At 73.5% G+C, this 23,449-nt stretch carries 15 protein-coding genes and 1 pseudogene; 15 read left to right on the forward strand and 1 reads right to left on the reverse strand.

From position 1 onward, the window contains the following. Positions 1-157 precede the first annotated feature (157 nt). The 7 genes from ssd to ACV7NM_RS17835 are packed head-to-tail and all read left to right on the forward strand — an operon-like array spanning position 158 to position 5,264. Complete coding sequence (ssd, locus tag ACV7NM_RS17805; protein ID WP_463411186.1) at positions 158-1,372, forward strand: septum site-determining protein Ssd; 1,215 nt, start codon at positions 158-160, stop codon at positions 1,370-1,372. After that, the gene (locus tag ACV7NM_RS17810; RefSeq protein ID WP_463411187.1) at positions 1,369-2,517 is read left to right on the forward strand and encodes a TadA family conjugal transfer-associated ATPase; all 1,149 of its coding nucleotides are present in this window, start codon (positions 1,369-1,371) and stop codon (positions 2,515-2,517) included. Before ssd ends, ACV7NM_RS17810 begins: the two co-directional genes overlap by 4 nt. Positions 2,518-2,555: 38 nt before the next feature. Beyond that, positions 2,556-3,416, forward strand: a complete 861-nt coding sequence (locus tag ACV7NM_RS17815) for a type II secretion system F family protein (RefSeq protein ID WP_463413971.1) — start codon at positions 2,556-2,558, stop codon at positions 3,414-3,416. After that, positions 3,416-4,189: a type II secretion system F family protein gene (locus ACV7NM_RS17820; protein ID WP_463411188.1), complete on the forward strand. Its 774-nt coding sequence runs from the start codon at positions 3,416-3,418 to the stop codon at positions 4,187-4,189. Before ACV7NM_RS17815 ends, ACV7NM_RS17820 begins: the two co-directional genes overlap by 1 nt. Before the next feature lie 49 nt (positions 4,190-4,238). Then, positions 4,239-4,436, forward strand: coding sequence for a DUF4244 domain-containing protein (locus ACV7NM_RS17825; protein ID WP_463411189.1), 198 nt, complete (start codon positions 4,239-4,241; stop codon positions 4,434-4,436). Further along, positions 4,423-4,800, forward strand: coding sequence for a TadE family type IV pilus minor pilin (locus ACV7NM_RS17830; protein ID WP_463411190.1), 378 nt, complete (start codon positions 4,423-4,425; stop codon positions 4,798-4,800). The genes ACV7NM_RS17825 and ACV7NM_RS17830 overlap by 14 nt, the downstream gene beginning before the upstream one ends. Continuing rightward, a complete protein-coding gene (locus ACV7NM_RS17835) occupies positions 4,797-5,264 on the forward strand; it encodes an Rv3654c family TadE-like protein (RefSeq protein WP_463411191.1) in 468 nt (155 codons plus the stop codon). The genes ACV7NM_RS17830 and ACV7NM_RS17835 overlap by 4 nt, the downstream gene beginning before the upstream one ends. 670 nt (positions 5,265-5,934) lie before the next feature. On the opposite strand, the pseudogene ACV7NM_RS17840 reads toward ACV7NM_RS17835, so the two are convergent. Beyond that, positions 5,935-8,404: pseudogene (locus tag ACV7NM_RS17840) on the reverse strand (DEAD/DEAH box helicase). Positions 8,405-8,485: 81 nt separating this feature from the next. Between ACV7NM_RS17840 and bldG the strand changes: the two are divergent. The 8 genes from bldG (at position 8,486) to ACV7NM_RS17880 (ending at position 23,446) form a co-directional block, all read left to right on the forward strand. Beyond that, on the forward strand, positions 8,486-8,827 hold the full coding sequence (bldG, locus tag ACV7NM_RS17845) for an anti-sigma factor antagonist BldG (RefSeq protein ID WP_030028781.1): 342 nt from the start codon (positions 8,486-8,488) through the stop codon (positions 8,825-8,827). Between the two features lie 170 nt (positions 8,828-8,997). Further along, on the forward strand, positions 8,998-9,438 hold the full coding sequence (locus ACV7NM_RS17850) for an ATP-binding protein (RefSeq protein WP_463411192.1): 441 nt from the start codon (positions 8,998-9,000) through the stop codon (positions 9,436-9,438). Between the two features lie 666 nt (positions 9,439-10,104). Then, the gene (locus ACV7NM_RS17855) at positions 10,105-12,510 is read left to right on the forward strand and encodes a sodium-translocating pyrophosphatase (protein ID WP_463411193.1); all 2,406 of its coding nucleotides are present in this window, start codon (positions 10,105-10,107) and stop codon (positions 12,508-12,510) included. Between the two features lie 197 nt (positions 12,511-12,707). Further along, positions 12,708-13,265: a small secreted protein gene (locus ACV7NM_RS17860; RefSeq protein ID WP_463411194.1), complete on the forward strand. Its 558-nt coding sequence runs from the start codon at positions 12,708-12,710 to the stop codon at positions 13,263-13,265. A 496-nt stretch (positions 13,266-13,761) separates the two neighbouring features. Further along, a complete protein-coding gene (locus ACV7NM_RS17865) occupies positions 13,762-15,291 on the forward strand; it encodes a DUF7059 domain-containing protein (RefSeq protein ID WP_463411195.1) in 1,530 nt (509 codons plus the stop codon). Between the two features lie 535 nt (positions 15,292-15,826). After that, positions 15,827-18,676 carry a type I DNA topoisomerase gene (topA, locus tag ACV7NM_RS17870; RefSeq protein WP_463411196.1) on the forward strand — a complete coding sequence of 950 codons (2,850 nt, stop codon included), beginning with the start codon at positions 15,827-15,829 and terminating at the stop codon, positions 18,674-18,676. 177 nt (positions 18,677-18,853) lie between these two features. Further along, on the forward strand, positions 18,854-22,036 hold the full coding sequence (gene tmk, locus ACV7NM_RS17875) for a dTMP kinase (RefSeq protein WP_463411197.1): 3,183 nt from the start codon (positions 18,854-18,856) through the stop codon (positions 22,034-22,036). A 198-nt stretch (positions 22,037-22,234) separates the two neighbouring features. After that, positions 22,235-23,446: a DNA polymerase III subunit delta' gene (locus ACV7NM_RS17880; RefSeq protein ID WP_463411198.1), complete on the forward strand. Its 1,212-nt coding sequence runs from the start codon at positions 22,235-22,237 to the stop codon at positions 23,444-23,446. Positions 23,447-23,449 lie beyond the last annotated feature (3 nt).

The following is a 23,449-nucleotide window of genomic DNA, read 5'->3' on the forward strand; positions in this document are numbered from 1 at the left end:
TTCCCGATCGTTGCACCGTGATTCCAGCCGCGAAGTCCGCGGTTCACGGATTTGCAATGAGAAGGGGGCGGAGATCGTGGCTGGATCGAAGTCGTGTGACGTGCCGGAGTTCAAGGTGTCGGGCGGGACGAGGGCGCCTAGCCGGACGGGTGGACCCGTGCCCGGTGGCGGACGGCCCCTGATCATCACCGAGGATCCCCTGTTGCTCGACGACCTGTTGCGGCTGTGCGCCGCAGCGGGCGCCGAACCGTACGTGCACCACACCGTGCCCGAGCAAAGCGGAACGCTTGGGGACGCGAGTGCCACGCGGGCAGGGTGGGACCGCGCGGGCGTAAGCGGCGGGAGTGGCGGGCGCGGCGATCGCTCGAACGGTGTCAACGCAGCGGACGTCGTCGCCGAGGAGGTGGCTCGCTCCCGCGGCGACACGAGGTGGGAATCCGCGCCCCTCGTCCTCGTCGGGGACGACGCCGCCCGGCGGGTGCGTGGAGCGCCGCGGCGGGACGGGGTGTTCCTCGTCGGGAGGGACTTGGACGACCCCGGGGTGTGGCAGCGGGCGGTGGAGATCGGCGCCGAGGAAGTGCTGCGACTGCCTGACGCCGAGAACAGGCTCGTCGACCGCATCGCCGATGTGGTGGAAGGAGCCGGCCGGCCCGCTCTCGCCGTTGGAGTGATCGGTGGCAGCGGCGGGGCCGGGGCGTCCACCCTGGCCTGCGCTCTCGCCGTCAGGGCCGCCCGGGCCGGAGAGCGGACCATCCTCATCGACGGAGACCCGCTCGGTGGCGGGATGGACGTGCTGCTGGGCGGTGAGGGCGCCGAAGGGCTGCGCTGGCCGGACTTCGCCGGGTCGCGGGGTCGGGTGGGTGCGGGCGCGCTGGAGGAATCCCTGCCCGAGCTGCACGCCCTCAGGGTGCTGAGCTGGGATCGCGGGGACCGGGTCGTCGTACCGCCCGCCGCGATGCGGTCGGTGGTGTCCGCTGCCCGGCGCCGCGGCGGGGTGGTGGTGGTCGACCTGCCGCGGAGGGTGGACGAAGCCGTCGCCGAGGTGTTGGCCCAGTTGGACCTGGTGTTGATGGTTGTGCCGGGCGAGCTGCGGGCCGTGGCGGCCGCGAGGCGGGTGGCGGCCGGGGTGCGGATGGTGGCCCGGGATGTGCGCGTCGTCGTACGGGGCCGCTGCCCCGACGGGCTCGACGCCGAAGCGGTGGCCGACCTGTTGGGGGCTCCGCTGGCGGGGGTGGTGCCGGTGGAAGTGGGGCTTCCCGGGCGGGTGGCCGAGGGGGAACCGCCGGGGGCGCGGGGGCGAAGCGCGCTCGCCCGGTTCTGTGACGGCTTCTGGCAGCGGGCGCTCGGCTCCGCCCAGGGGGTGCCGGCATGAGCGCGGTACTGCTGGACGCGGTGCGGCAACGGCTCGCCGAGAGCGGGGCGGAGCCGACCCCGGCCGGGGTGGCGGCGGCCCTTCGGGCTCAGGGCCGGTTGCTGGGGGACGCGGAAGTGCTGGGTGTGGCGGCGGAGTTACGGTCGGAGTTGGTCGGAGCGGGCCCGCTGGAGACGTTGCTCTCCGATCCGGAGGTCACCGATGTGCTGGTGGCGGCCCCGGACCGGGTGTGGGTGGACCGCGGTGGCGGGCTGGAACTGACCGGGGTGACCTTCGCCGACGCGGAGGCGGTGCGCCGCCTGGCCCAGCGGCTGGCGGCGGTCGCGGGAAGACGGCTGGACGACGCCCGACCCTGGGTGGACGCCCGGATGCCGGACGGCACCCGGCTGCATGCCGTGCTGCCACCGGTGGCGGTCGGATCGGCGTGTCTGTCTCTGCGGGTGGTGCGGCCCAGGGCGTTCACGCTGGACGAGCTGGTGGCCGCCGGCACGCTGCCGCCGGGCGGGCAGACGTTGTTGGCGGCGGTGGTCGAGGCCCGGCTGTCGTTCCTCGTCTCCGGTGGGACGGGGACGGGCAAGACCACCCTGCTCAGTGCCTTGCTGGGGTTGGTCGGCCCGGGGGAGCGGATCGTGCTCGCCGAGGACTCGGCCGAGTTGCGTCCCGACCATCCACATGTGGTGAGGCTGGAGACCCGCCCCGCCAATCAGGAGGGGGCGGGGCTGGTCACCCTGGCTGACCTGGTCCGGCAGGCGCTACGGATGCGCCCCGACCGGTTGGTGGTCGGCGAGGTCCGGGGCGCCGAGGTGGCGGACCTGTTGGCCGCCCTGAACACCGGACACGAAGGCGGGTGCGGCACGGTCCACGCCAATGCCGCGGCTCACGTACCGGCCCGGCTGGAGGCGCTCGGGACGGCGGCGGGGCTCGACAGGGCCGCCCTGCACAGCCAGTTGGCGGCCGCGCTGGCCTTGGTGGTGCACCTGGTGCGGGACCGGTCGGGTCGGCGCCGGGTCGCCGAAGTGCATGTGCTGGAGCGGAATCCGGCCGGTCTGGTGGTCACGGTGCCCGCGCTGCGCTGGGGCGCCCGGGGCTTCGTGCGGGAGCACGGCTGGGACCGGCTCGCCGTCTTGCTGGGTGGTGCCCGGTGAGCGCCGGGGGGCTGGAGGCGGCGGGCTCCGTGGGCTCCATGCCCGTCTTCGCCGGGCTGTTGTGTGCCGGAACCGCGGCCTGGCTGCTGGCCGGGGGCGACCAGGTCTCGCGGCGGGCCCGGTTGGTGCTGGGCGGAGGTGGTCCGGTGGTGCCGGGCGGCCCCGTGAACTGGGAGCGGCTGGTGATCGCGGTGCGGGTGAGGGCCGCGCGATGGCGGGAGTGGGCCGGTCTGGGAGTGGGTCTGCTGGTCGCCCTGGTCGGCGCATCGGTGATCCCCCTGGTGCTGGGAGCGCTATCGGTGCCGCTGGTGCGCAGATGGCTACGGGCCCGGGAGTGGGAACGGGCCCGGGCCGGGCGGGCCGCCGACGTGGTGGCGCTGTGCGGGGCCGCCGTGGGGGAGCTGCGGGCGGGCGCGCAGCCCGGGCAGGCCCTGACAGCGGCGATCCGGCGGACGGCGCCTGTGGAAGGTCGGGCCGGCGCGGCGGAAGCCGGGGTGCTGGCGGCTGCCGCGTTCGGCGGGGATGTGGCGGCGGCGCTGCGCGAGGCGGCCCGGGAGCCGGGCGCGGAGGGGCTGGCCGGGATGGCGGCCTGCTGGCGGGTGTCGGTGGACGGCGGCGCCGGCCTGGCCGCCGGGCTGGAGCGACTGGAAGGGGCGTTGCGGGCCGAGCGGGACCGACAGGAGTCGCTGCGGGCGCAGTTGGCCGGAGCCAGGTCGACCGCGGTGGTGCTCGCGCTGCTGCCGCTGGTGGGCCTGCTGATGGGCACGGCACTCGGCGCGGAGCCCCTGCGGGTGCTGCTGCACACCTCGATGGGGTGGGGCTGCCTGTTGGCCGGTGGGGTGCTGGAGGGGCTGGGACTGCTGTGGTGCGGGCGGATCGTACGGATGGGGGAGCGGTGATGGGCGGGTCGGTGATTCACCGGCTGGGGATGGCGGTGTGCCTCGGGGCGGCGCTGCTGTGCCTCGGGTCGATGGTGGCGGCGCGGGTGCGGGAACGTGCGACCCGCCGCCGGATCGCGGCGCTGCTGGCGCTGCGGGCACCCCGGCCCGGGCCGGTATGGAGCGCACGGATACGCGCCCTGGCGGTGGCGTGGGCCGGGCCGGCGGGGGCGGTGGTGGCGTGTTGGGTGCTGGTCGGGGGGCTGACGGGGGCGCTGCTCGGCTGTGGGGCCGCGTTCGGCGTACGCCGGATGCTGCGGGGCCGCCCGGGCGTCGGGGTGGACTCGGCCGAGGCGGAAAGGCAGTTGCCGTTCGCGGCCGACCTGCTGGCCGCGTGTCTGGCGGCCGGGGCCGGCCCGGTGGAAGCGGCCGAGGTGGTCGGTGAGTCGCTGGGCGGCCCGGTCGGGGAGCGGTTGGCGTTGGCCGGGGCGGAGCTGCGGCTCGGCGGCGAACCGGGTTCGGCGTGGGGGAGGTTGGCGGAGATACCGGGTGCCCGTGGACTGGCGGAGTGCCTGGAGCGGGCCGCCCGTACGGGGGCGCCGGCCGCCGAGCCGGTCTCTCGCCTGGCGGCGGCCCTACGGGCGGACCGGGTCCGTCAGGCCGGTGCCAGGGCGCAGCGGGCGGCGGTGCTCATCACCGCACCGGTGGGGCTGTGTTTCCTCCCCGCGTTTCTGGCGCTGGGAGTGGCGCCCGTGGTGATCGGTATGGCTTCCGGTCTCCTTTCGGGCAGTTGAGATCACCAGCTGAAAAAAGATCAAGAACGTAATCCAACAGGAGGCTGCTATGAAGATCATCTGGATTCGGGTACGGGCCGCGCTGAGCGGTCGTCACCGTGATGCCGGGATGTCGACTTCCGAATACGCCATGGGCACGATCGCGGCCTGTGCGTTCGCCGCCGTTTTGTACAAGGTGGTGACGAGCGAGGTGGTGTCGACGGCGCTTCAGTCGACCATCGGGAAGGCTCTCGATGTGCCGTTCTGAGCAAATTTCGCGGCGAATCGGAGACCGCGGATATGTGACGGCGGAAGCGGCCCTGGTGATCCCGGCGCTGGTGCTGTTCGCGGCGTTGCTCGTGTGGGCGTTGATGGCGGCGGCCGCGCAGATCCGCTGCGTGGACGCGGCGCGGGCCGGGGCCCGGGCCGCGGCCCGGTCGGAACCGGCCGAGGTGGCGGTGGCGGCGGTCAAGGCGGCCGCCCCGCCGGGGGCAGAGGTGGGGCTGGAACGGGAGGGTGACCTCTGGCGGGTCCGCGTGACGGCGCCCGCTCCCGGACCGGGCGGGCTGCCGGTCCGCCTGGGCGCCCAGGCGGTGGCCTTGGCGGAAGACAGCGTGGGGCCGCCGCCGTGAGCCGGGACCGGGGCTCGGCCACCGTGTGGGCCGCGCTGGTGACGACCGTCCTGGGGGCTGTGTTCGGAGGTGTGCTGCTGCTGGGCCAGGCGGTCGTGGCACGCCACCGGGCGGCGGCCGCGGCGGATCTGGCGTCCCTCGCGGCGGCGACGGCTTGGGCGCACGGCCCGGAGGCCGCTTGCGCCGCGGCTGCCCGGGTCGCCCGGGCCCAGGGGGCGGCCCTGGCGGAGTGCCGCCTACGGGGCGAGGTGGCGGATGTCGAAGCCCGCGTCCCGGCGGGCCCCTTCACCCCCTCGTCCACCGCCCGCGCGGGGCCGTCTGGGCGGCCGGCGGTCCCAGCTGGGCCGTCTGGGGGGCGGGCCGAGCTGGGCCGTCTGGGCCCGTCGCCGCCCCAGCTGGACCGGTTTGGGCCGGTGGCCGCCCGTGCGGGGCCGCCTGAGTCGGCCGTCTGGGCCCGTTACTGACCGTGCGGGGCCGTCTGGGCGGCTCGCGGTGCGAGCTGGACCGGTTTGGGCCGGTGGCCGCCCGTGCGGGGCCGCCTGAGCCGGCTGCCTGGGACCGTTACCGCCTGAGCCGGGCGTCTGGGCGGGCGGCGGTCCCAGCTGGGCCGTCTGGGGGGCGGGCCGAGCTGGGCCGTCTGGGCCCGTCGCCGCCCCAGCTGGACCGGTCTGGGCCGGTGGCCGCCCGTGCGGGGCCGCCTGAGTCGGCCGTCTGGGCCCGTTACTGACCGTGCGGGGCCGTCTGGGCGGGTCGCGGTCCGTGCGGGGGTGTCTGGCCGGTGGCCGCCGCCTGGGGTTGCCTCGGGCCCTGGCGGCCGGTGTGGCCCGGTTCAGGTCAGTGGTAGCCGTGCGAGCGGGCGCGTTGCACTCGTGAGTCCCGACGCGGCCCGGCGCCGGGCCGCCGCGCAGGCCCGAAGCGGGGCGGCCGGTCGGAGGCATTTGCTCGGGCCGGTTCGGCGTCGCCCGAGCCAGGGGTGCTCCCGCCGACACCCCGGGCAGGGGTTCGGCGCCCGAGGCCGACCGGCCGAGGGCGGAGCGTCACGGTCGTCCCTGCGGGTGGTCCTGGGGGCGCGCCGGCCCGGCACGCCGGGGCGGCAGGCACGGTTCCCGGGCGGGCCCCGGCGGGCCGAGGCCCTCAAGTCGCGGGGTCGGTGGGCGGTGGGGCTTCCGTCAGGAGGCGGGTGAGGAGGCGGATCGCGCCGCGCTTGTGGAGGGGGTCGTTGCCGTTGCCGCACTTGGGGGACTGGATGCAGGAGGGGCAACCCGCCGCGCATTCGCAGGCGGCGATGGCGTCGCGGGTCGCGGTCAGCCAGGAGTGGGCGGTGTGGAAGGCCCGCTCCGCGAAACCCGCGCCGCCGGGGTGGCCGTCGTAGACGAACACGGTCGGCAGCAGGGTGTCCGGGTGCAGCGGGACGGAGACACCACCGATGTCCCAGCGGTCGCAGGTGGCGAACAGCGGGAGCAGCCCGATGGAGGCGTGCTCGGCGGCGTGCAGGGCGCCTCCGAGGATCTCCGGCGAGATCCGGGCCTCGTCCAACTGGTCCTCGGTGACCGTCCACCACACGGCCCGCGTGCGCAGGGTGCGCGGGGGGAGGTCCAGCTTGGCCTCCCCGAGCACCTCCCCGGACAGCAGTCTGCGCCGCAGGTAGGAGACGACCTGGTTGGTGACCTCGACGGAGCCGAAGCAGAGCCGTCCCCGCCCCCAGGGGATCTCGTGCTCGGTCTCCAGCACCGAGATGGCGGTCGTGTCCCGGGCGGTGGTGGAGAACGGCGGGCTGGCCTCCTCCACCAGGGCCACCGAGTCCTCCAGGTCCAGGTGCTTCACCAGATAGGTGCGGCCCTGGTGCAGGTGGACGGCCCCGTCGTGGACGGCGGTGTGGGAGGCGGACTCGTCGACCGTGCCGAGCAGCCGACCCGTGGCGGCCTCCACGATCTGCACCGGGCGCCCGCCTCCGCCCCGGATGTCGGTGAGGTCCGAGGCGCGCTCCCGCCGGGTCCAGTGCCAGGCCGTCGCCCGGCGCCGGAGCAGTTTCGCCGCCTCCAACTGGGGGAGCAGCTCGCCCGCGGAGGGGCCGAACAGGGCCAGGTCGGCCTCCGTCAACGGAAGCTCCGCCGCGGCCGCGCACAGGTGCGGGGCCAGTACGTACGGGTTGTCGGGGTCCAGGACGGTGGCCTCAACCGGCCGGCGGAACAACGCCTCGGGGTGGTGGACCAGGTAGGTGTCCAGCGGGTCGTCCCGGGCGACGAGGATAGCCAGCGCCCCCTGCCCGGTGCGCCCGGCCCGGCCCGCCTGCTGCCACAGGGAGGCCCGGGTACCCGGGTAGCCGGTGATCAGCACGGCGTCGAGGCCAGACACGTCCACGCCCAGCTCCAGCGCGGTGGTCGCGGCCAGCCCCAGCAGTTCCCCCGAGTGCAGGGCCCGCTCCAGGGCGCGCCGCTCCTCGGGCAGATAACCGCCCCGGTACGCGGCGACCCGCCCGGGCAGCGAACGGTCTACCGCCGCGAGCCGTTCCTGGGCGATCACCGAAATCAGCTCGGCGCCGCGCCGGGACCGCACGAAGGCGACCGTACGGACCCCCTGGACCACCAGGTCGGTCAGTAGGTCGGCGGTCTCGGCCGTGGCGGTGCGGCGTACCGGGGCGCCCCCCTCGCCCTTGAGGTCGGTCAGCGGGGGCTCCCACAGGGCGAAGACCACCTCGCCGCGCGGCGAGGCGTCGTCGGCGACCTCGGTGACCGCCACCCCCGTCAACCTGGACGCCGCGGCCGCCGGGTCACTGGCGGTGGCGGAGGCCAGCAGGAAGACCGGCTCGGAGCCGTAGCGCGCGCACAGCCGGCGCAGCCGTCGCAGTACCTGCGCCACGTGCGACCCGAATACCCCCCGGTAGGTGTGACACTCGTCGACCACGACGTAGCGCAGCGCCTTCAGGAACGAGGACCAGCGCGGGTGGGCGGGAAGGATGCCCCGGTGCAGCATGTCGGGGTTGGTGAGGACGTAGTTCGCGTACTGGCGTACCCATTCGCGTTCCTCGACCGGCGTGTCCCCGTCGTACACGGCGGGCCGGATCGCGTTGCCCAGCGGCGCGGCCAGCTCCCGGACCGCCCGCCGTTGGTCGGCCGCCAGGGCCTTGGTCGGAGCCAGGTAGAGCGCGGTCGCTCCCCGCCCGTTGGGCGCCTGCGCGCCGTCCGCGAGGGCGGACAGGACGGGCGCCAGGTACGCCAGTGACTTGCCGGAGGCGGTGCCGGTGGCGACGACGACGGAGGTGCCGTCCAGGGCGTGCTCGGCGGCTTCGGCCTGGTGGGCCCACGGATGTTCGATCCCGGCGGCCGCGATGGCCGCTACTACATCTGATCGAACACGGTCCGGCCAGACCGCATGACGACCCGCCCGAGGGGGCAAGTGCTCCGTATGGGTGATGCGCGCAGCCCGGGATGGCCCCGCTGCCAGCCGGTCCAGGACCGTGCCGGGGGTGGGTCGTGTGTCCGCGTGTGCCGTGGGCCGACCGGGACCGTGAGTATTGGCCATTTGGAACCGAGTGTGTCACTGGCGTGCGGGACAATGGTCCCAAGGCGTCGTGCGCGCCTGCCGGTAAGTGATTGAATGCCATCGCGGCAGCCAATCCCTCCTCTACCTTCGGGTAGGGAGGCCCCTGGGGGGCGCCGCTCGATAGCAAGGTGCTGGAGGATCCGTGGACCTGTCCCTGTCGACTCGCACTGTCGGCGACCGCACGGTCGTTGAGGTCGGTGGCGAGATTGATGTGTATACCGCGCCCAAGCTGCGCGAGCAGTTGGTGGAGTTGGTGAACGACGGCAGCTACCACTTGGTTGTCGACATGGAGCGAGTGGACTTCCTCGACTCCACCGGCCTCGGTGTGCTCGTGGGAGGCCTCAAGCGCGTTCGCGCGCACGAGGGCTCGCTGCGTCTGGTCTGCAACCAGGAGCGCATCCTCAAGATCTTCCGTATTACCGGTCTGACGAAGGTGTTCCCGATCCACACCACCGTGGACGACGCCGTCAACGCCACCGACTGACGCTCACTGACGGCAACCTGCCGTCAAGGAGCCGACGACGGGCGGGGGTACCGGGCCATGGGCGGTCCGGGCCCCTGTAAGGCACGCCCGGGCGCCCGTCCGGGCCCGAGCCCGCGCCCGTAGTTCGAGGCGCCGCAGTTCCAGGCGCCCGTAGTCCGAGGGGGACGCGCATGGCCACCGTTGAACTCCGCTTCAGCGCCCAGCCCGAACACGTCCGGACGGCCCGTTTGGTGGCCGCCGCCGTGGCGCGCCGGGCCGGTGTGGAGGAAGCAGTTCTCGACGAGGTTCGCCTCGCCGTCGGGGAGGCCTGCTCGCGCGCCGTCGGGCTGCACCGAAGCAACGGGCTCACCGCGCCCGTCCGCGTCGTGCTGACCGAGGAGGAGAAGCTGTTCTCCATCGAGGTCGGCGACGAGGTTCCAGGGCCCCCCGGTGGCCCGTCCGATGCCGTGCCGGGGATCGAAGCCGTCCTGGACCCCGACATCGAGGGCGAGGACGAGATGGGCCTGGCCGTCATCAGCGGGCTCGTCGACGACGTCGAGGTGACCAGTGGCGAAGGGGGCGGGACCATCCGGATGACCTGGCCGGTCGCGCGGGTCACCGCCCTGCCGTAGCCCTGTTGTAGCCGTGCCAGCGGGCTGCCCCCGTCCGGTCGTAGCCGTGCCCGCGGGCTGCCTCATCGGTCTCGGCGCAGCCCGGCTGTGAGCTCGGCCCCGGCCGACCCTGCCCCCGGTCCTGCCACGACCTTCCGCAGGCCGCCGTGACCTGACGCGGCCCTGCCTCCCTTCCGACGCGGCTCCACGGCAACCCCGGCGTGGTGGTCCCGTCTCCGGCCGTCCGGGCTCCTGAGTGCGTCGCGGCGGGGTCCCCTGCCCGGGCGGTGTCGGCCTGCTGAGGGTGGCGCGGGTCTCGGCCTCGCCGTGGTGCAGGTGGGTGGGAGGGTGCCGTCCGGCCTTGGGCTCCGGGGCGGGGGGCGCCGACCTACCGTGGTGGTGTCGGGTGCGCGTGCCATCGTATCTTCCGATCTTTATCAAAGCCCTGCCGAGCAGGGCTTTTTCCGTTTTCCGGAGCGCGCCGCCAGGAATATCCGGCGCAATGATCAGCTCAATGATCAACCGTCAATGCCTTTGCCCCATTACCACTTTCGAGGGTAATGGAGTGACGCGATCTATTGGTGAGGAGCAAGAGCAGGCCAATTCCGTTTCCCGCCCACTGTTTTGATCAGGTCGCGCTCCCTACAATCCGTCCACATCTTGAGCTCATCACGTCAAGGAGGACGAATGACGGGGCTCTTCACCCCCAACGCGCCGATCGGCAACTCCGATCTGGCAGCCGCAGTGCTCACCGATGACAATCGCCTCATCGTCATCGTGATCGCCGCGGTCGCACTCGCCGCACTCGCCGTCGCGCAGATCCTGGTCCGCCAGGTGCTCGCCGCCGACGAGGGCACCGACAGCATGAAAAAGATCGCCGCCGCGGTTCAGGAAGGCGCCAACGCCTACCTCGGCCGCCAACTGCGCACGCTCGGCGTTTTCGCCGTCGTCGTTTTCTTCCTGCTCTTCCTGCTCCCCGCCGACGACTGGTCCCTGCGGGCCGGCCGGTCCGCCTTCTTCCTCGTCGGCGCCCTCTTCTCGGCCGCCACCGGTTACATCGGCATGCGCCTGGCCGTCCGCGCGAACGTCCGCGTCGCCGCCGCCGCCCGCGAGGCGACCCCTGCCGAGGGCGGAGCCGCCAAGGACCTGACCGAGGTGTCCCACAAGGCGATGAGGATCGCCTTCCGCACGGGTGGCGTGGTCGGCATGTTCACCGTCGGCCTGGGCCTGCTCGGTGCCTCGTGCGTCGTACTCGTCTACGCCGCCGACGCGCCCAAGGTCCTGGAGGGCTTCGGTCTCGGCGCGGCCCTCATCGCGATGTTCATGCGCGTGGGCGGCGGCATCTTCACCAAGGCCGCCGACGTGGGCGCCGACCTGGTCGGCAAGGTCGAGCAGGGCATTCCGGAGGACGACCCGCGTAATGCCGCGACCATCGCCGACAATGTGGGCGACAACGTCGGCGACTGCGCGGGGATGGCGGCCGACCTCTTCGAGTCGTACGCCGTCACCCTCGTGGCCGCGCTCATCCTCGGCAAGGCCGCCTTCGGCGACCTGGGCCTGGCCTTCCCGCTGATCGTCCCGGCCATCGGCGTGATCACCGCGATGATCGGCATCTTCGCGGTCTCGCCGCGCCGCTCCGACCGCAGCGGGATGGCCGCGATCAACCGCGGGTTCTTCATCTCCGCGGTGATCTCCCTGGTGCTCGTCGCGGTCGCCGTCTACGTGTACCTGCCGGCGACCTACAAGGAGCTCGTCGGCGTCGAGAACGCCGCGATCACCAACCACAGCGGTGACCCGCGCGTCCTCGCCGTCGTCGCCGTCGCCATCGGCATCGTGCTCGCGGCCCTGATCCAGCAGCTGACCGGCTACTTCACGGAGACCAACCGCCGTCCCGTCCGGGACATCGGCAAGTCCTCGCTGACCGGCGCGGCCACCGTCGTCCTCGCCGGCATCTCGGTCGGCCTGGAGTCCGCCGTCTACACCGCGCTGCTCATCGGGCTCGGTGTCTACGGGGCGTTCCTGCTCGGCGGCGCGTCGATCACGCTGGCGCTCTTCGCGGTGGCCCTGGCCGGTACCGGTCTGCTGACCACGGTCGGCGTCATCGTCGCCATGGACACCTTCGGACCGGTCTCCGACAACGCCCAGGGCATCGCCGAGATGTCGGGCGACGTGCAGGGCGCGGGCGCGCAGGTGCTCACCGACCTGGACGCCGTCGGCAACACCACCAAGGCCATCACCAAGGGCATCGCCATCGCCACCGCCGTCCTGGCGGCGGCCGCGCTGTTCGGCTCGTACAACGACGCCATCGCGACCGCCGTGAAGGAGGTCGGGGCCAAGGCCGGGGAGATGAACCTCAGCCTGGACATCGCCCAGCCCAACAACCTGGTCGGTCTGATCCTCGGCGCGGCCGTCGTGTTCCTGTTCTCCGGCCTGGCCATCAACGCCGTGTCCCGCTCCGCGGGCGCCGTCGTCTACGAGGTGCGCCGGCAGTTCCGCGAGCACCCCGGGATCATGGACTACTCGGAGAAGCCCGAGTACGGCCGCGTCGTCGACATCTGCACCAAGGACGCACTGCGCGAGCTCGCCACGCCCGGCCTGCTCGCGGTCCTCACCCCGATCGCCGTCGGGTTCTCGCTGGGCGTGGGCGCGCTCGGCTCGTTCCTCGCGGGCGCCATCGGCACGGGCACGCTGATGGCCGTCTTCCTCGCCAACTCCGGGGGCGCCTGGGACAACGCGAAGAAGCTGGTCGAGGACGGTCATCACGGCGGCAAGGGCAGTGAGGCCCACGCCGCGACGGTGATCGGCGACACCGTCGGCGACCCGTTCAAGGACACCGCCGGTCCGGCCATCAACCCGCTGCTCAAGGTCATGAACTTGGTGGCGCTGTTGATCGCTCCGGCGGTCGTGCAGTTCAGCTACGGCGCGGACACCAGCGCGACGGTGCGGGCGATCGTCGCGGTCCTCGCGATTGTGGTCATCATCACCGCGGTGTACATCTCGAAGCGGCGCGGCATCGCCGTGGGCGACGACACGGAGGGCGGCACGGCGGAGCGGGTGGCCCAGCCGTCCGCCGACGCCGCGACCGTCTCCTGATGGGCCCTGGCCGGGCCTTCGCGGGTCCCTGAGCGGCCGTCTCGGTCGCTTGGCCGGGCTCGGGGCGACCGGGCTCGAAGGTACGCCCGAACGGCGGACGGGCGGCGCGGACTGACGCGCCGTCCGTCCGCCTTTGCATGTCACCCGATGGCCGGCGTGTATCTTCCGGGCCGAGAGCCTTCGAAGGGACCAATCCGGTGAACAAGAAGTTTGCGACCGCGGTGTCCGGCGGTGCGGTACTGATGCTCGTGCTGTCCGGGTGCGGCGGGGACGACGGCGACAAGAAGGCCGACGCATGGGCCAAGAAGGTCTGTGACGCCTGGCAGCCCGAGCTTTCGAAGATCGAGGCCGGCAACGTCGACATCAAGCGGGTGGCCACGGAGAGCAGCAAGCCGGAGGACGTCCAAAAGACCGACTCGGCCGCCTTCCAGGTCATGTCCGACGCGTACAAGGCGATGGGGACCGCTCTGTCGGGCGCGGGAGTTCCGCCCGTCAAGGACGGTGCGGAGACCCAGAGCACGGCGGTGAAGGGCTTCGAGTCGACGTCGAAGGGCTACGCCGAGTTGAAGGTCAAGATGGACGCCCTCGACGTCAAGGACCAGACGAAGTTCGCCGAGGGGCTCAAGGACGTCGCCGGGGGCCTGGAGACCGCGACCCAGGGCGGCAAGGAGGCCCTGGACAAGCTGAAGTCGGGCGGCCTGGACAAGGCGATGAACGGCCAGAAGGGCTGCCAGGTCCAGACGACGGCGAAGTAGCGCCCGCGGGACCCGCCGGGGACCCCCGCGGGACCGTTGCGGGGACCGCCGCGGACCCCTCCGTGACTGCCGCGGACCCCTCCGGGACGCTGCGAGACCGCGCCGGGACCTTTGCCGGGGTGCGTGCGGGGCGGGTCCGGGTCGGCGAGCCGGCGGCCGCTCCCAGGTTGTCCGTCGTACGTCGCCACGGGCGGCCGGGGCCGGAAGCGACCCCCGCCCCCCCTTGGCCCTCGCCTCCCGTGCCGGCCCACCGCCGCCGGCCGACGACCGGTCGTCGGTCCCGGGGCGCGGTCCACGACCCGGTTACGACCTCGGGGCCGCGGCCCATGACCCGGCCACGACCTCGTGGCCGCGGCCCACGACCCGGCCACGACCGGTCCTCTGGCGCCCGCCCGGGGGCCTCACCCGACACCGCCCCCGGCCTGCGGACGGTGGCGCCGCCGGAACACGGCCGCGCGGCACACGCATTGTCGGAGCGAGCGGCCACAATGGGCGGGTGAGTACCACCAGCCTTCCTTCGCCCGACCGCGCCGCCGAGCTCCGCACCGCCCTGCTGGCCGCCGGCTTCACCGCCGACGGGCTGCTCGACCTGCTCGGCGCCCCCGCCTACGCCGCGCTGGCCCGCAGCGAGACGGTTCCGGCCCTGCGCGCCACCCGGGACCACGCCGACGCCCCGCTCGCCACCCTGGTCCGGCTCTTCCTGCTCCAGCAGCCGGTGTCCTCGGTGCGGGCGGGGGCCGTGCTGCCCGTCGAAGCGGCGCTCGCCGACGGCTGGCTGCGCCGGGAGGAGGCCGCCGACGGCGAGGACACCGTCCGCGCCACCGTCGACGTGCGCCCGTACGGCGGGCCCGACGGGGAGGACTGGTTCATCGTCTCCGACCTCGGCTGCGCCGTGGGCGGGGCCGGGGGGATCGGCAGTCGCGAGGAGGGGGTGGTGCTCGGCGTCGGCGGCGCGTCCACGACGCTGGCCGGGATCACCGTCCGCATCCCCGTCGGATCGGCCCTGGACCTGGGCACGGGATCGGGCATCCAGGCCCTGCACGCCGCCCAGCACGCGACGCGGGTCACCGCCACCGACGTCAACCCCAGAGCCCTGGAATTCACCCGGCTGACGCTGGCGCTCTCCGGGGCGCCGAAGGCCGAGCTGCTCGCGGGGTCGCTCTTCGAGCCGGTCGGGGACGCCACGTACGACCTGATCGTGTCGAACCCGCCCTTCGTGATCTCCCCGGGCGCGCGGCTGACGTACCGGGACGGCGGGATGGGCGGCGACGACCTGTGCCGGACCCTGGTCCGGGAGGCGGGCGCCCGCCTCAACCCGGGCGGGTACGCGCAGTTCCTCGGGAACTGGCAGCACGTCGAGGGCGAGGACTGGCGCGACCGGCTCCGCGCCTGGGTGCCGCCCGGCTGCGACGCGTGGATCGTGCAGCGGGACGTGCAGGACGTGACGCAGTACGCCGAGCTGTGGCTGCGGGACGCCGGTGACCACCGCACCGACCCGGCCGAGTACGCGCGACGGTACGAGGACTGGCTGGACGAGTTCGAGGCCCGCAAGACCAAGGCGGTCGGTTTCGGCTGGATCACCCTGCGCCGCACGGACGCGGCCGAGCCGTCGATCGTCGTGGAGGAGTGGCCGCACTCGGTGGAGCAGCCGCTCGGCGAGACGGTCCTGGCCCACTTCGCCCGCCAGGACTTCCTGCGCGAGCATGATGACGCAGCCCTGCTGGCGGGGTATTTCGCGCTGGCCGAGGAGGTCGTCCAGGAGCAGGTCGGCGCGCCCGGGGCGGAGGACCCGGAGCACGTGGTGCTGCGGCAGAACCGCGGGATGCGGCGGGCGACCAAGGTGGACACGGTCGGCGCGGGGTTCGCCGGAGTGTGTGACGGCTCACTCAGCGCCGGTCGCATCCTGGACGCGATCGCGCAGCTCATGCAGGAGGACCCGGTCGTCCTGCGCGACCGCACTCCGGAGGCGATCCGGATGCTCGTGGAGCAGGGCTTCCTGGAGCCCGTCGCCGCCCCCGGGCGGTAGGCCCGGGGGGCCGCGCGGAGCGTGGCGGGGGGCTCGTGCCTCGCGCCGCGCGCCGGTGGGCTCGGGAATGCGCCCCGGCTGGGCCGTATCGGTGTCACACCTGGCCTGTACCGCTGCGCGACCGCCCTCGTACCGGTGCCGGAGCGGCGGTCGGCGGGCCGTCGGTGCTGGCGGGCGGGGCGCCGCCGGGGCCGGGGACCGGTGCTCCGGGCCGGTGCTCCGGGGCCGGTGGGAAACGCCCTGTGAGCAGGCTCTCCGCAAGCGGACCACAGGCCCCGTCGAGCCGGCCGGGAACCCCGTGACGCCGCAGGTCCGGAGGGGGTCGTGGAGCGGGGCCAGACGGCCCCCCGGCCACTCGGCCCGGTGATCGCCAAGGGCCCGGCGCGGTATCCGGGCGGCAGAACCCGCACTTGTCGGGTTACCGTTCGAGTGGCCGTTGCGGGCTTGTGCCGTTTGACACGGGGGCGGGTTGTACCGTCACACTCCGCAGCGTCGCCGTACCGCGACCGAGTGCCGACCGGAGAGAAGAGCCAAGTTGTCCCCGACTAGCGAGACCGCAAAGGGCGGCCGCCGACTCGTCATCGTCGAGTCCCCTGCCAAGGCGAAGACGATCAAGGGCTACCTCGGCCCGGGGTACGTCGTCGAGGCGAGCGTCGGGCACATCCGCGACCTCCCCAGCGGCGCGGCCGAGGTTCCCGACAAGTACACCGGCGAGGTCCGCCGTCTCGGCGTCGACGTCGAGCACGATTTCCAGCCGATCTATGTGGTCAACGCGGACAAGAAGGCGCAGGTCCGCAAGCTCAAGGAGCTGCTGGCCGAGTCCGACGAACTCTTCCTCGCCACCGATGAGGACCGCGAGGGCGAAGCCATCGCGTGGCACCTGCAGGAAGTCCTCAAGCCCAAGGTCCCCGTCCACCGGATGGTCTTCCACGAGATCACCAAGGACGCGATCCGCGACGCCGTCGCCAACCCGCGCGAACTGAACCAGCGCATGGTCGACGCCCAGGAGACCCGCCGCATCCTCGACCGCCTCTACGGCTACGAGGTCTCGCCGGTCCTGTGGAAGAAGGTCATGCCGAAGCTGTCGGCCGGCCGCGTCCAGTCGGTGGCCACCCGTCTCGTCGTCGAGCGGGAGCGCGAGCGCATCGCCTTCCGTTCCGCCGAGTACTGGGACCTGACCGGTACCTTCGGCACCGGCCGCGCCGGTGACTCCTCGGACCCCTCCACGCTGGTCGCCCGCCTGAACACGGTCGACGGCAAGCGCGTCGCCCAGGGCCGTGACTTCGGATCGAACGGGCAGCTCAAGAGCGAGGTCCTGCACCTCGACGAGGCGAACGCGCGGGCCCTGGCCGCCGCGCTGGAGCAGACGTCGTTCGCCGTCCGCTCGGTCGAGTCCAAGCCGTACCGCCGCTCCCCGTACGCCCCGTTCCGTACGACGACGCTCCAGCAGGAGGCCTCGCGCAAGCTGGGCTTCGGTGCGAAGGCGACGATGCAGGTGGCGCAGAAGCTGTACGAGAACGGCTTCATCACCTACATGCGTACGGACTCCACCACGCTCTCCGACACCGCGGTGTCGGCGGCGCGGGCGCAGGTCACGCAGCTGTACGGGGCCGACTACCTGCCGGAGAAGCCGCGTACCTACGCGGGCAAGGTCAAGAACGCCCAGGAGGCGCACGAGGCGATTCGTCCTTCGGGTGATCGTTTCCGCACGCCGGCCGAGACGGGTCTGACCGGCGACCAGTTCCGCCTGTACGAGCTGATCTGGAAGCGGACCGTCGCCTCCCAGATGAAGGACGCGGTCGGCAACTCGGTGACCGTGAAGATCGGCGGACGGGCCTCGGACGGCCGTGACGCCGAGTTCAGCGCCTCGGGCAAGACGATCACCTTCCACGGCTTCATGAAGGCGTACGTCGAGGGCGCGGACGACCCGAACGCGGAGCTGGACGACCGCGAGAAGCGGCTGCCGCAGGTCGCCGAGGGCGACGCGCTGTCGGCCGAGGAGATCACGGCGGACGGCCACTCGACCAAGCCGCCGGCCCGCTACACCGAGGCCTCGCTGGTCAAGGAGCTGGAGGAGCGGGAGATCGGGCGGCCGTCGACGTACGCGTCGATCATCGGCACGATCCTGGACCGCGGCTACGTCTTCAAGAAGGGCACGGCGCTCGTGCCGTCCTTCCTGTCGTTCGCCGTCGTCAACCTGCTGGAGACGCACTTCGGGCGGCTCGTCGACTACGACTTCACCGCGAAGATGGAGGACGACCTCGACCGCATCGCGCGGGGCGAGGCCCAGTCCGTGCCGTGGCTGAAGCGGTTCTACTTCGGCGCGGAGGACGCGTCGGAGGTCGTACCCGCCGACGGCGACCACCTCGGCGGTCTCAAGGAGCTCGTCACCGACCTCGGCGCGATCGACGCCCGGGAGATCTCCTCGTTCCCCGTGGGCGACGGGATCGTGCTGCGCGTCGGCCGGTACGGACCGTACGTCGAGCGCGGCGAGAAGGACGCGGAGGGCCACCAGCGGGCGGACGTCCCCGACGACCTCGCGCCCGACGAGCTGACGACGGATTTCGCGGAGGAGCTGTTCGCGAAGCCGAGCGGCGAGTTCGAGCTGGGCGCCGACCCGGTGAGCGGGAACCAGATCGTCGCGAAGGACGGTCGCTACGGGCCGTACGTGACGGAGATCCTGCCCGAGGGCACGCCGAAGACGGGTAAGAACGCGGTGAAGCCGCGGACGGCCTCGCTGTTCAAGTCGATGTCCCTGGACACGGTGACGCTGGACGACGCGCTGAAGCTGATGTCCCTCCCGCGGGTCGTGGGCGTGGACGCGGAGGGCGTGGAGATCACGGCGCAGAACGGCCGCTACGGTCCGTACCTCAAGAAGGGCACGGACTCGCGGTCGCTGGAGACCGAGGACCAGCTGTTCTCGATCACCCTGGACGAGGCCCTCGCGATCTACGCGCAGCCGAAGCAGCGGGGGCGGGCGGCGGCCAAGCCGCCGCTCAAGGAGCTGGGCACGGACCCGGTGAGCGAGAAGCCGGTGGTCGTCAAGGACGGCCGGTTCGGGCCGTACGTGACGGACGGCGAGACGAACGCGACGCTGCGGCGGGACGACGACGTCGAGACGATCACGCCGGAGCGGGGCTACGAGCTGCTCGCGGAGAAGCGGGCGAAGGCGCCGGCGAAGAAGACGGCGAAGAAGGCCCCGGCCAAGAAGGCACCGGCGAAGAAGGCCGCGGCGACCAAGACCGCTGCGGCGAAGACCGTCGCGACCAAGACCGCCGCGGCGAAGAAGACGGCGGCGAAGACGGCGGCGGCGAAGAAGACGGTCGCGAAGAAGGCTCCGGCCAAGAAGGCGGCCGTGACGGCGCCGGCGTCGACGGACGAGTAGCGTCCGCTCGCACCCGCGGAGGAACACGGTCGGACCCCGACGCCACGGCGTCGGGGTCCGACCGTCTTTCGGCGTCGCGGGTGCGCGGTCCGGGCACGAGGCGCTGGTCGGAGGGGTCGACGGGGGGTTGTCCACAGGCCCCCGGCAGTCGATTGGCGTAGCGGATAGGCTGGGCGGATGACGCGAGCCGAGCAGCCACCGGTCGTGACCGCCCCCAATGACCCCACCTACGACGAAGCCCTAGCCGCAGACTCCCGTGAGCGAGCGGTGCGCGCCCTGCTGCGCACACCCAGGTTGCGCCGGCTGTGGAGTGCCCAGCTCGTGAGCGGCATCGGAGATGCCCTCGCCCTGCTGGTGCTCGTATTGCTGACGCTCCAGGCGACCGTCTCCCAGGAAGCCTTCGGCGGTGGCTACCGCGGTGCGGCCTTCGCCGTCGCCGCCGTCTTCGGGGTCCGTATCCTCGCCACGCTGCTCTTCGGCGCCGTGCTCCTCGGCCCGCTGTCCAAGCTGACCGCCTCCGGCGGCGCCCTGGACCGCCGCTGGACGATGGTCGGCGCCGACGGGATGCGGATAGCACTGTTCGTCGTCGCCCCGCTCTGGCTCGACTGGATTCCGGGGCAGGCCGTGACCGCGCTGCTGGCCACCGTCTTCGTCTCCGGTGCCGCCGAGCGGCTGTGGACGCTGGCGAAGGAGAGCGCCGCTCCCGCCCTGCTGCCCGCGCCGCCGCCGGAGGGTGCGACCGTACGGCCGCTCCCCGACCACTTGGACACGCTGCGGCGCCTGACGCTGCGTACGGGATTCGCCGCGATGCCCGTCGCCGCCGCCCTCCTGCTCGCCGCGACCCTGATAGGGCGGGCCCTCGGACTGGGCGTGGACTGGTTCGCCGAGAACGAGTCGGCGCTGGGCTCGTACGTCGCCGCCGGCCTGTTCGCCGCGTCCGTCTCCCTGTTGCTGCCGCTGGTGCTGCCCGATGGCAAGACCCCGCGTCCGAGGTCCCCGCTGGAGGGCCTGCGCGCCCCCAAGGCGGGGGACCGGCCCGAGAAGGGGCGGACGGGGGCCATCGGCATGCTCGTCGCGGCTTGCGCCGCCGTCGCCGCGGCCGTGGCCGGCGCCGCCTCCGTGGCGGTGCTGTACGGCTTCGACCTCGGTGGGGGCCCCTCCTCGTACGCCCTGCTGGTCCTCGCCCTCGTCGGCGGCACCGGTCTCGGCATCCGGGCCGCGCAGTCCGGCAAGGTGCTGCCGGGGCTGACCCGGCGCCGATCGCTGGCGCTCGCCATCGCGGTGACCGGGCTCGCGCTGCTCCTGGCCGGGCTGGTCCCGGACACGGCCACCGTGCTGTTCCTGTCGCTGACGGCCGGTCTGGCCGCCGGGGTGGCCGCCAGTACCGGGCACACCCTGCTCGACCAGGAGACCGAGGAGTTCCGTCGGGCCCGGGTCACCGAGCACCTCCAGGCCGTGGTGCGGGTGGCCGTCGCCGTCGGGGCCGTCCTCGCTCCCGTACTCGCCGGGGCCATAGGCACGCACCGGCTGGGTGGCGGCCGGGTGGTCTTCGCCTACGGGGGCGCCGCGTTCACCCTGATGCTGGTCGGTGTGCTGCTGCTGTCGGTCGCGGCGGTGGTGCTGGCCAAGGCCGACGATCGCGGCGGCGTACCGCTGCGCCGTGACCTGCGCGAGGCGCTGCGGGGCGGGGAGCCGTCCCAGGCCCCGGCGACCACCGGGTTCTTCATCGCCCTGGAGGGCGGTGACGGCGCCGGGAAGTCCACCCAGGTGGAGGCGCTGGCCGACTGGATACGGGGCAAGGGCCACGAGGTCGTCGTGACGCGCGAGCCCGGCGCCACGCCGGTCGGCAAGCGGCTCCGCTCGATCCTGTTGGACGTCTCATCCGCCGGGCTGTCGAACCGCGCCGAGGCGCTGCTGTACGCCGCCGACCGGGCGGAGCACGTGGACACGGTGGTCCGGCCCGCCCTGGAACGCGGCGCGGTGGTCATCACGGACCGCTACATCGACTCCTCGGTGGCGTACCAGGGCGCCGGACGCGACCTGTCGCCGACCGAGATCGCCCGCATCTCCCGCTGGGCCACGGGAGGGCTGGTGCCGAACCTGACCGTGCTGCTCGACGTGTCGCCGGAGACGGCCCGGGAGCGGTTCACGGAGGCGCCGGACCGGCTGGAGTCGGAGCCGACGGAGTTCCACGAGCGGGTGCGGGCCGGCTTCCTGACGCTGGCCGCCGCCGACCCCGGGCGCTACCTGGTGGTCGACGCCGGCCAGGACCCGGCCTCGGTGACCACGGTCGTACGGCACCGGCTGGACCGGATGCTCCCGCTCTCCGAGGCCGAGATCGCAGCCCGGGCCGAAGCCCGGCGGCTCGCCGAGGAGGAAGCCCGGCGCAGGGCAGAGGAAGAGGCGGCGCGGAAGGCGGAGGAGGCCCGGCTGAAGGCCGAGGAGGAAGCCCGCCTGGCCCGCGAGGCCGAGGCCGCCCGGATCAAGGCCGAGGCGGAGGCCGCCCGTAAGGCGGAGGAGGAGCGGCTGCGCGCCGAGGAGGAAGCCCGCGTCCGGGCCGAGGCCGCGCGACTGCGAGCGGAGGCCGAGGAGAAGGCGCGGGCCGTGGAGGCGGAGCGGCTGCGCAAGCAGGCGGAGGAAGAGGCCCGGCTGCGGGCCGAGGCGGAGGCACGGCGGCTGGAGAAGCAGCGCCGGGCGGAAGAGGCGCTGCTGCGGGCCGAGGAGGCGCGTCGGCTCGCGGAGGCGTCGGCGGCCGCGGCGGCTGCCGAAGCCGCCGCGCGGACGGCCGCGGAGCCGGGGCCCGCGGCGGCGCCCGCCGCTCCCGCGGTGTCCATGCGGAAGGAGCCGGAGCAGCCGCGGTACCGGCGGCCCGATCCGGACGACGCCGTCACGGTCGAGACGCCGGTGGTCAAGCGGGTCGTACAGCCCGACGACGTCACCCAGACGGTTCCCGTCCCGAAGGTGGACCCGGCGGCGGAGACCTCCGTCCTGCCGCCGGTCCGCCCCGGGGGCCGTGGTCAGGACGCCGAGGACCCGCGCCGGGAGCGGCCTGCCAAGACGGGCCGTGCCCCCTCGGGTCCGTCCGGTACGTCGGCTCCCGCGGCCCCGTCGGCGTCGCGGCCCACCACCCCGCACTCGCAGGAGAGCCCGGCCGACCGGGTGCCGCCGGACATGTTCCGCGACGCGGGGAACGACGTCACCCGGGAGCTCCCCGCCTTGGACGAGCACGGTCGGCCGCGCCGGCAGCCCTCGGATTGGGCGGAGACGACACCGCTGGACGATCTGCCGACCCTGGCCGACGAACTGCTCGGCCCGCGGTCGGACGACGAGGACGACGACCACCCGCGCCGCCGCCGCTGAGTCGCCGCCGCTGAGCGGTGCCAGGGCCGGATCGCCGGTGCAGGGCCCGGGTCGGCGGTGGCGCCGGATTGTCGGTGGCTACCGCCACACTGTGGACAGGCAGTCGGTTGGGTAGCCGTACACGCCCGTCGCGCCCGGACGCGCCAAGTACGGGCACGGACAGAAACAGAAACAGGGACAGGGAAGGCGGTGGGCGGGATGCCCGTATGGGACGACCTGGTGGGTCAGGATCGTGTGCAGGCGCAGCTCGCCGCCGCCGCCCGTGATGCGGATGCCCTGGTCACGGCCGTCTCGGACGGAGTGCCGCCGCCGGACGCGTCCAAGATGACCCATGCCTGGCTGTTCACCGGGCCGCCCGGCTCCGGCCGGTCCACCGCCGCCCGCGCCTTCGCCGCCGCCCTGCAGTGCACCAGCCCGGACCGCGCCCTCGGGGGAGAGCCGGGCTGCGGCTTCTGCGAGGGCTGCCACACCAGCCTCGTCGGCACCCACGCCGATGTGGAGGTCGTCCGCACCGACCTGCTGTCCATCGGTGTGAAGGAGACCCGGGCACTGGTCCGCCGGGCCCAGCTCTCGCCGGCCGTCGGGCGCTGGCAGGTCATCGTCCTGGAGGACGCCGACCGACTCACCGAGGGCGCGGGGAACGTGCTGCTCAAGGCGGTGGAGGAGCCCGCTCCACGGACCGTGTGGCTGCTGTGCGCGCCCTCCTTGGAGGACGTGCTGCCCACCATCCGCTCCCGCTGCCGGCACCTGACGCTGCGTACCCCGCCCGTGGCCGCCGTCGCCGACGTACTGGTGCGGCGCGACGGGATCGAACCCGCCGTCGCCGCGGCCGCCGCCCGCGCCACCCAGGGACACATCGGCCGGGCCCGCCGCCTGGCGACGGACGAAGCCGCCCGGTCGCGCCGCGCCGCCGTGCTCAGGCTCCCGATGCGCGTGGACGACGTGGGCGACTGCCTGAAGGCGGCCCAGGAGCTCGTCGACACCGCCGCCGAGGACGCCAAACAGGTGGCGGAGGACGTCGACACCAAAGAGACCGAGGAACTGCGGGCGGCGCTCGGCGCCGGGGCGGGCGCCGGCAGCCGTATGCCGCGGGGCACGGCGGGCGTGATGAAGGAGCTGGAGGACCGGCAGAAGCGCCGTCGTACCCGGACCCAGCGTGACAGCCTCGACCTGGCGCTGATCGACCTCATCGGCTTCTACCGGGATGTGCTGGCCCTCCAGCTCGGCTCGGGCCTGGCCATCGCGAACGAGGAGATACGGGCCGACCTGGATCGCATCGCCCGCGCCTCGGGACCCGAGCGCACCCTGCGGCGCATCGAGGCGATCATCGCGTGCCGGGACGCCCTCGACCGGAACGTGGCTCCGCTCCTCGCCGTGGAGGCCATGACCATGGCGCTGCGCGCGGGCTGAGCA

Source organism: Streptomyces sp. Tek67B01 (assembly GCF_055231995.1).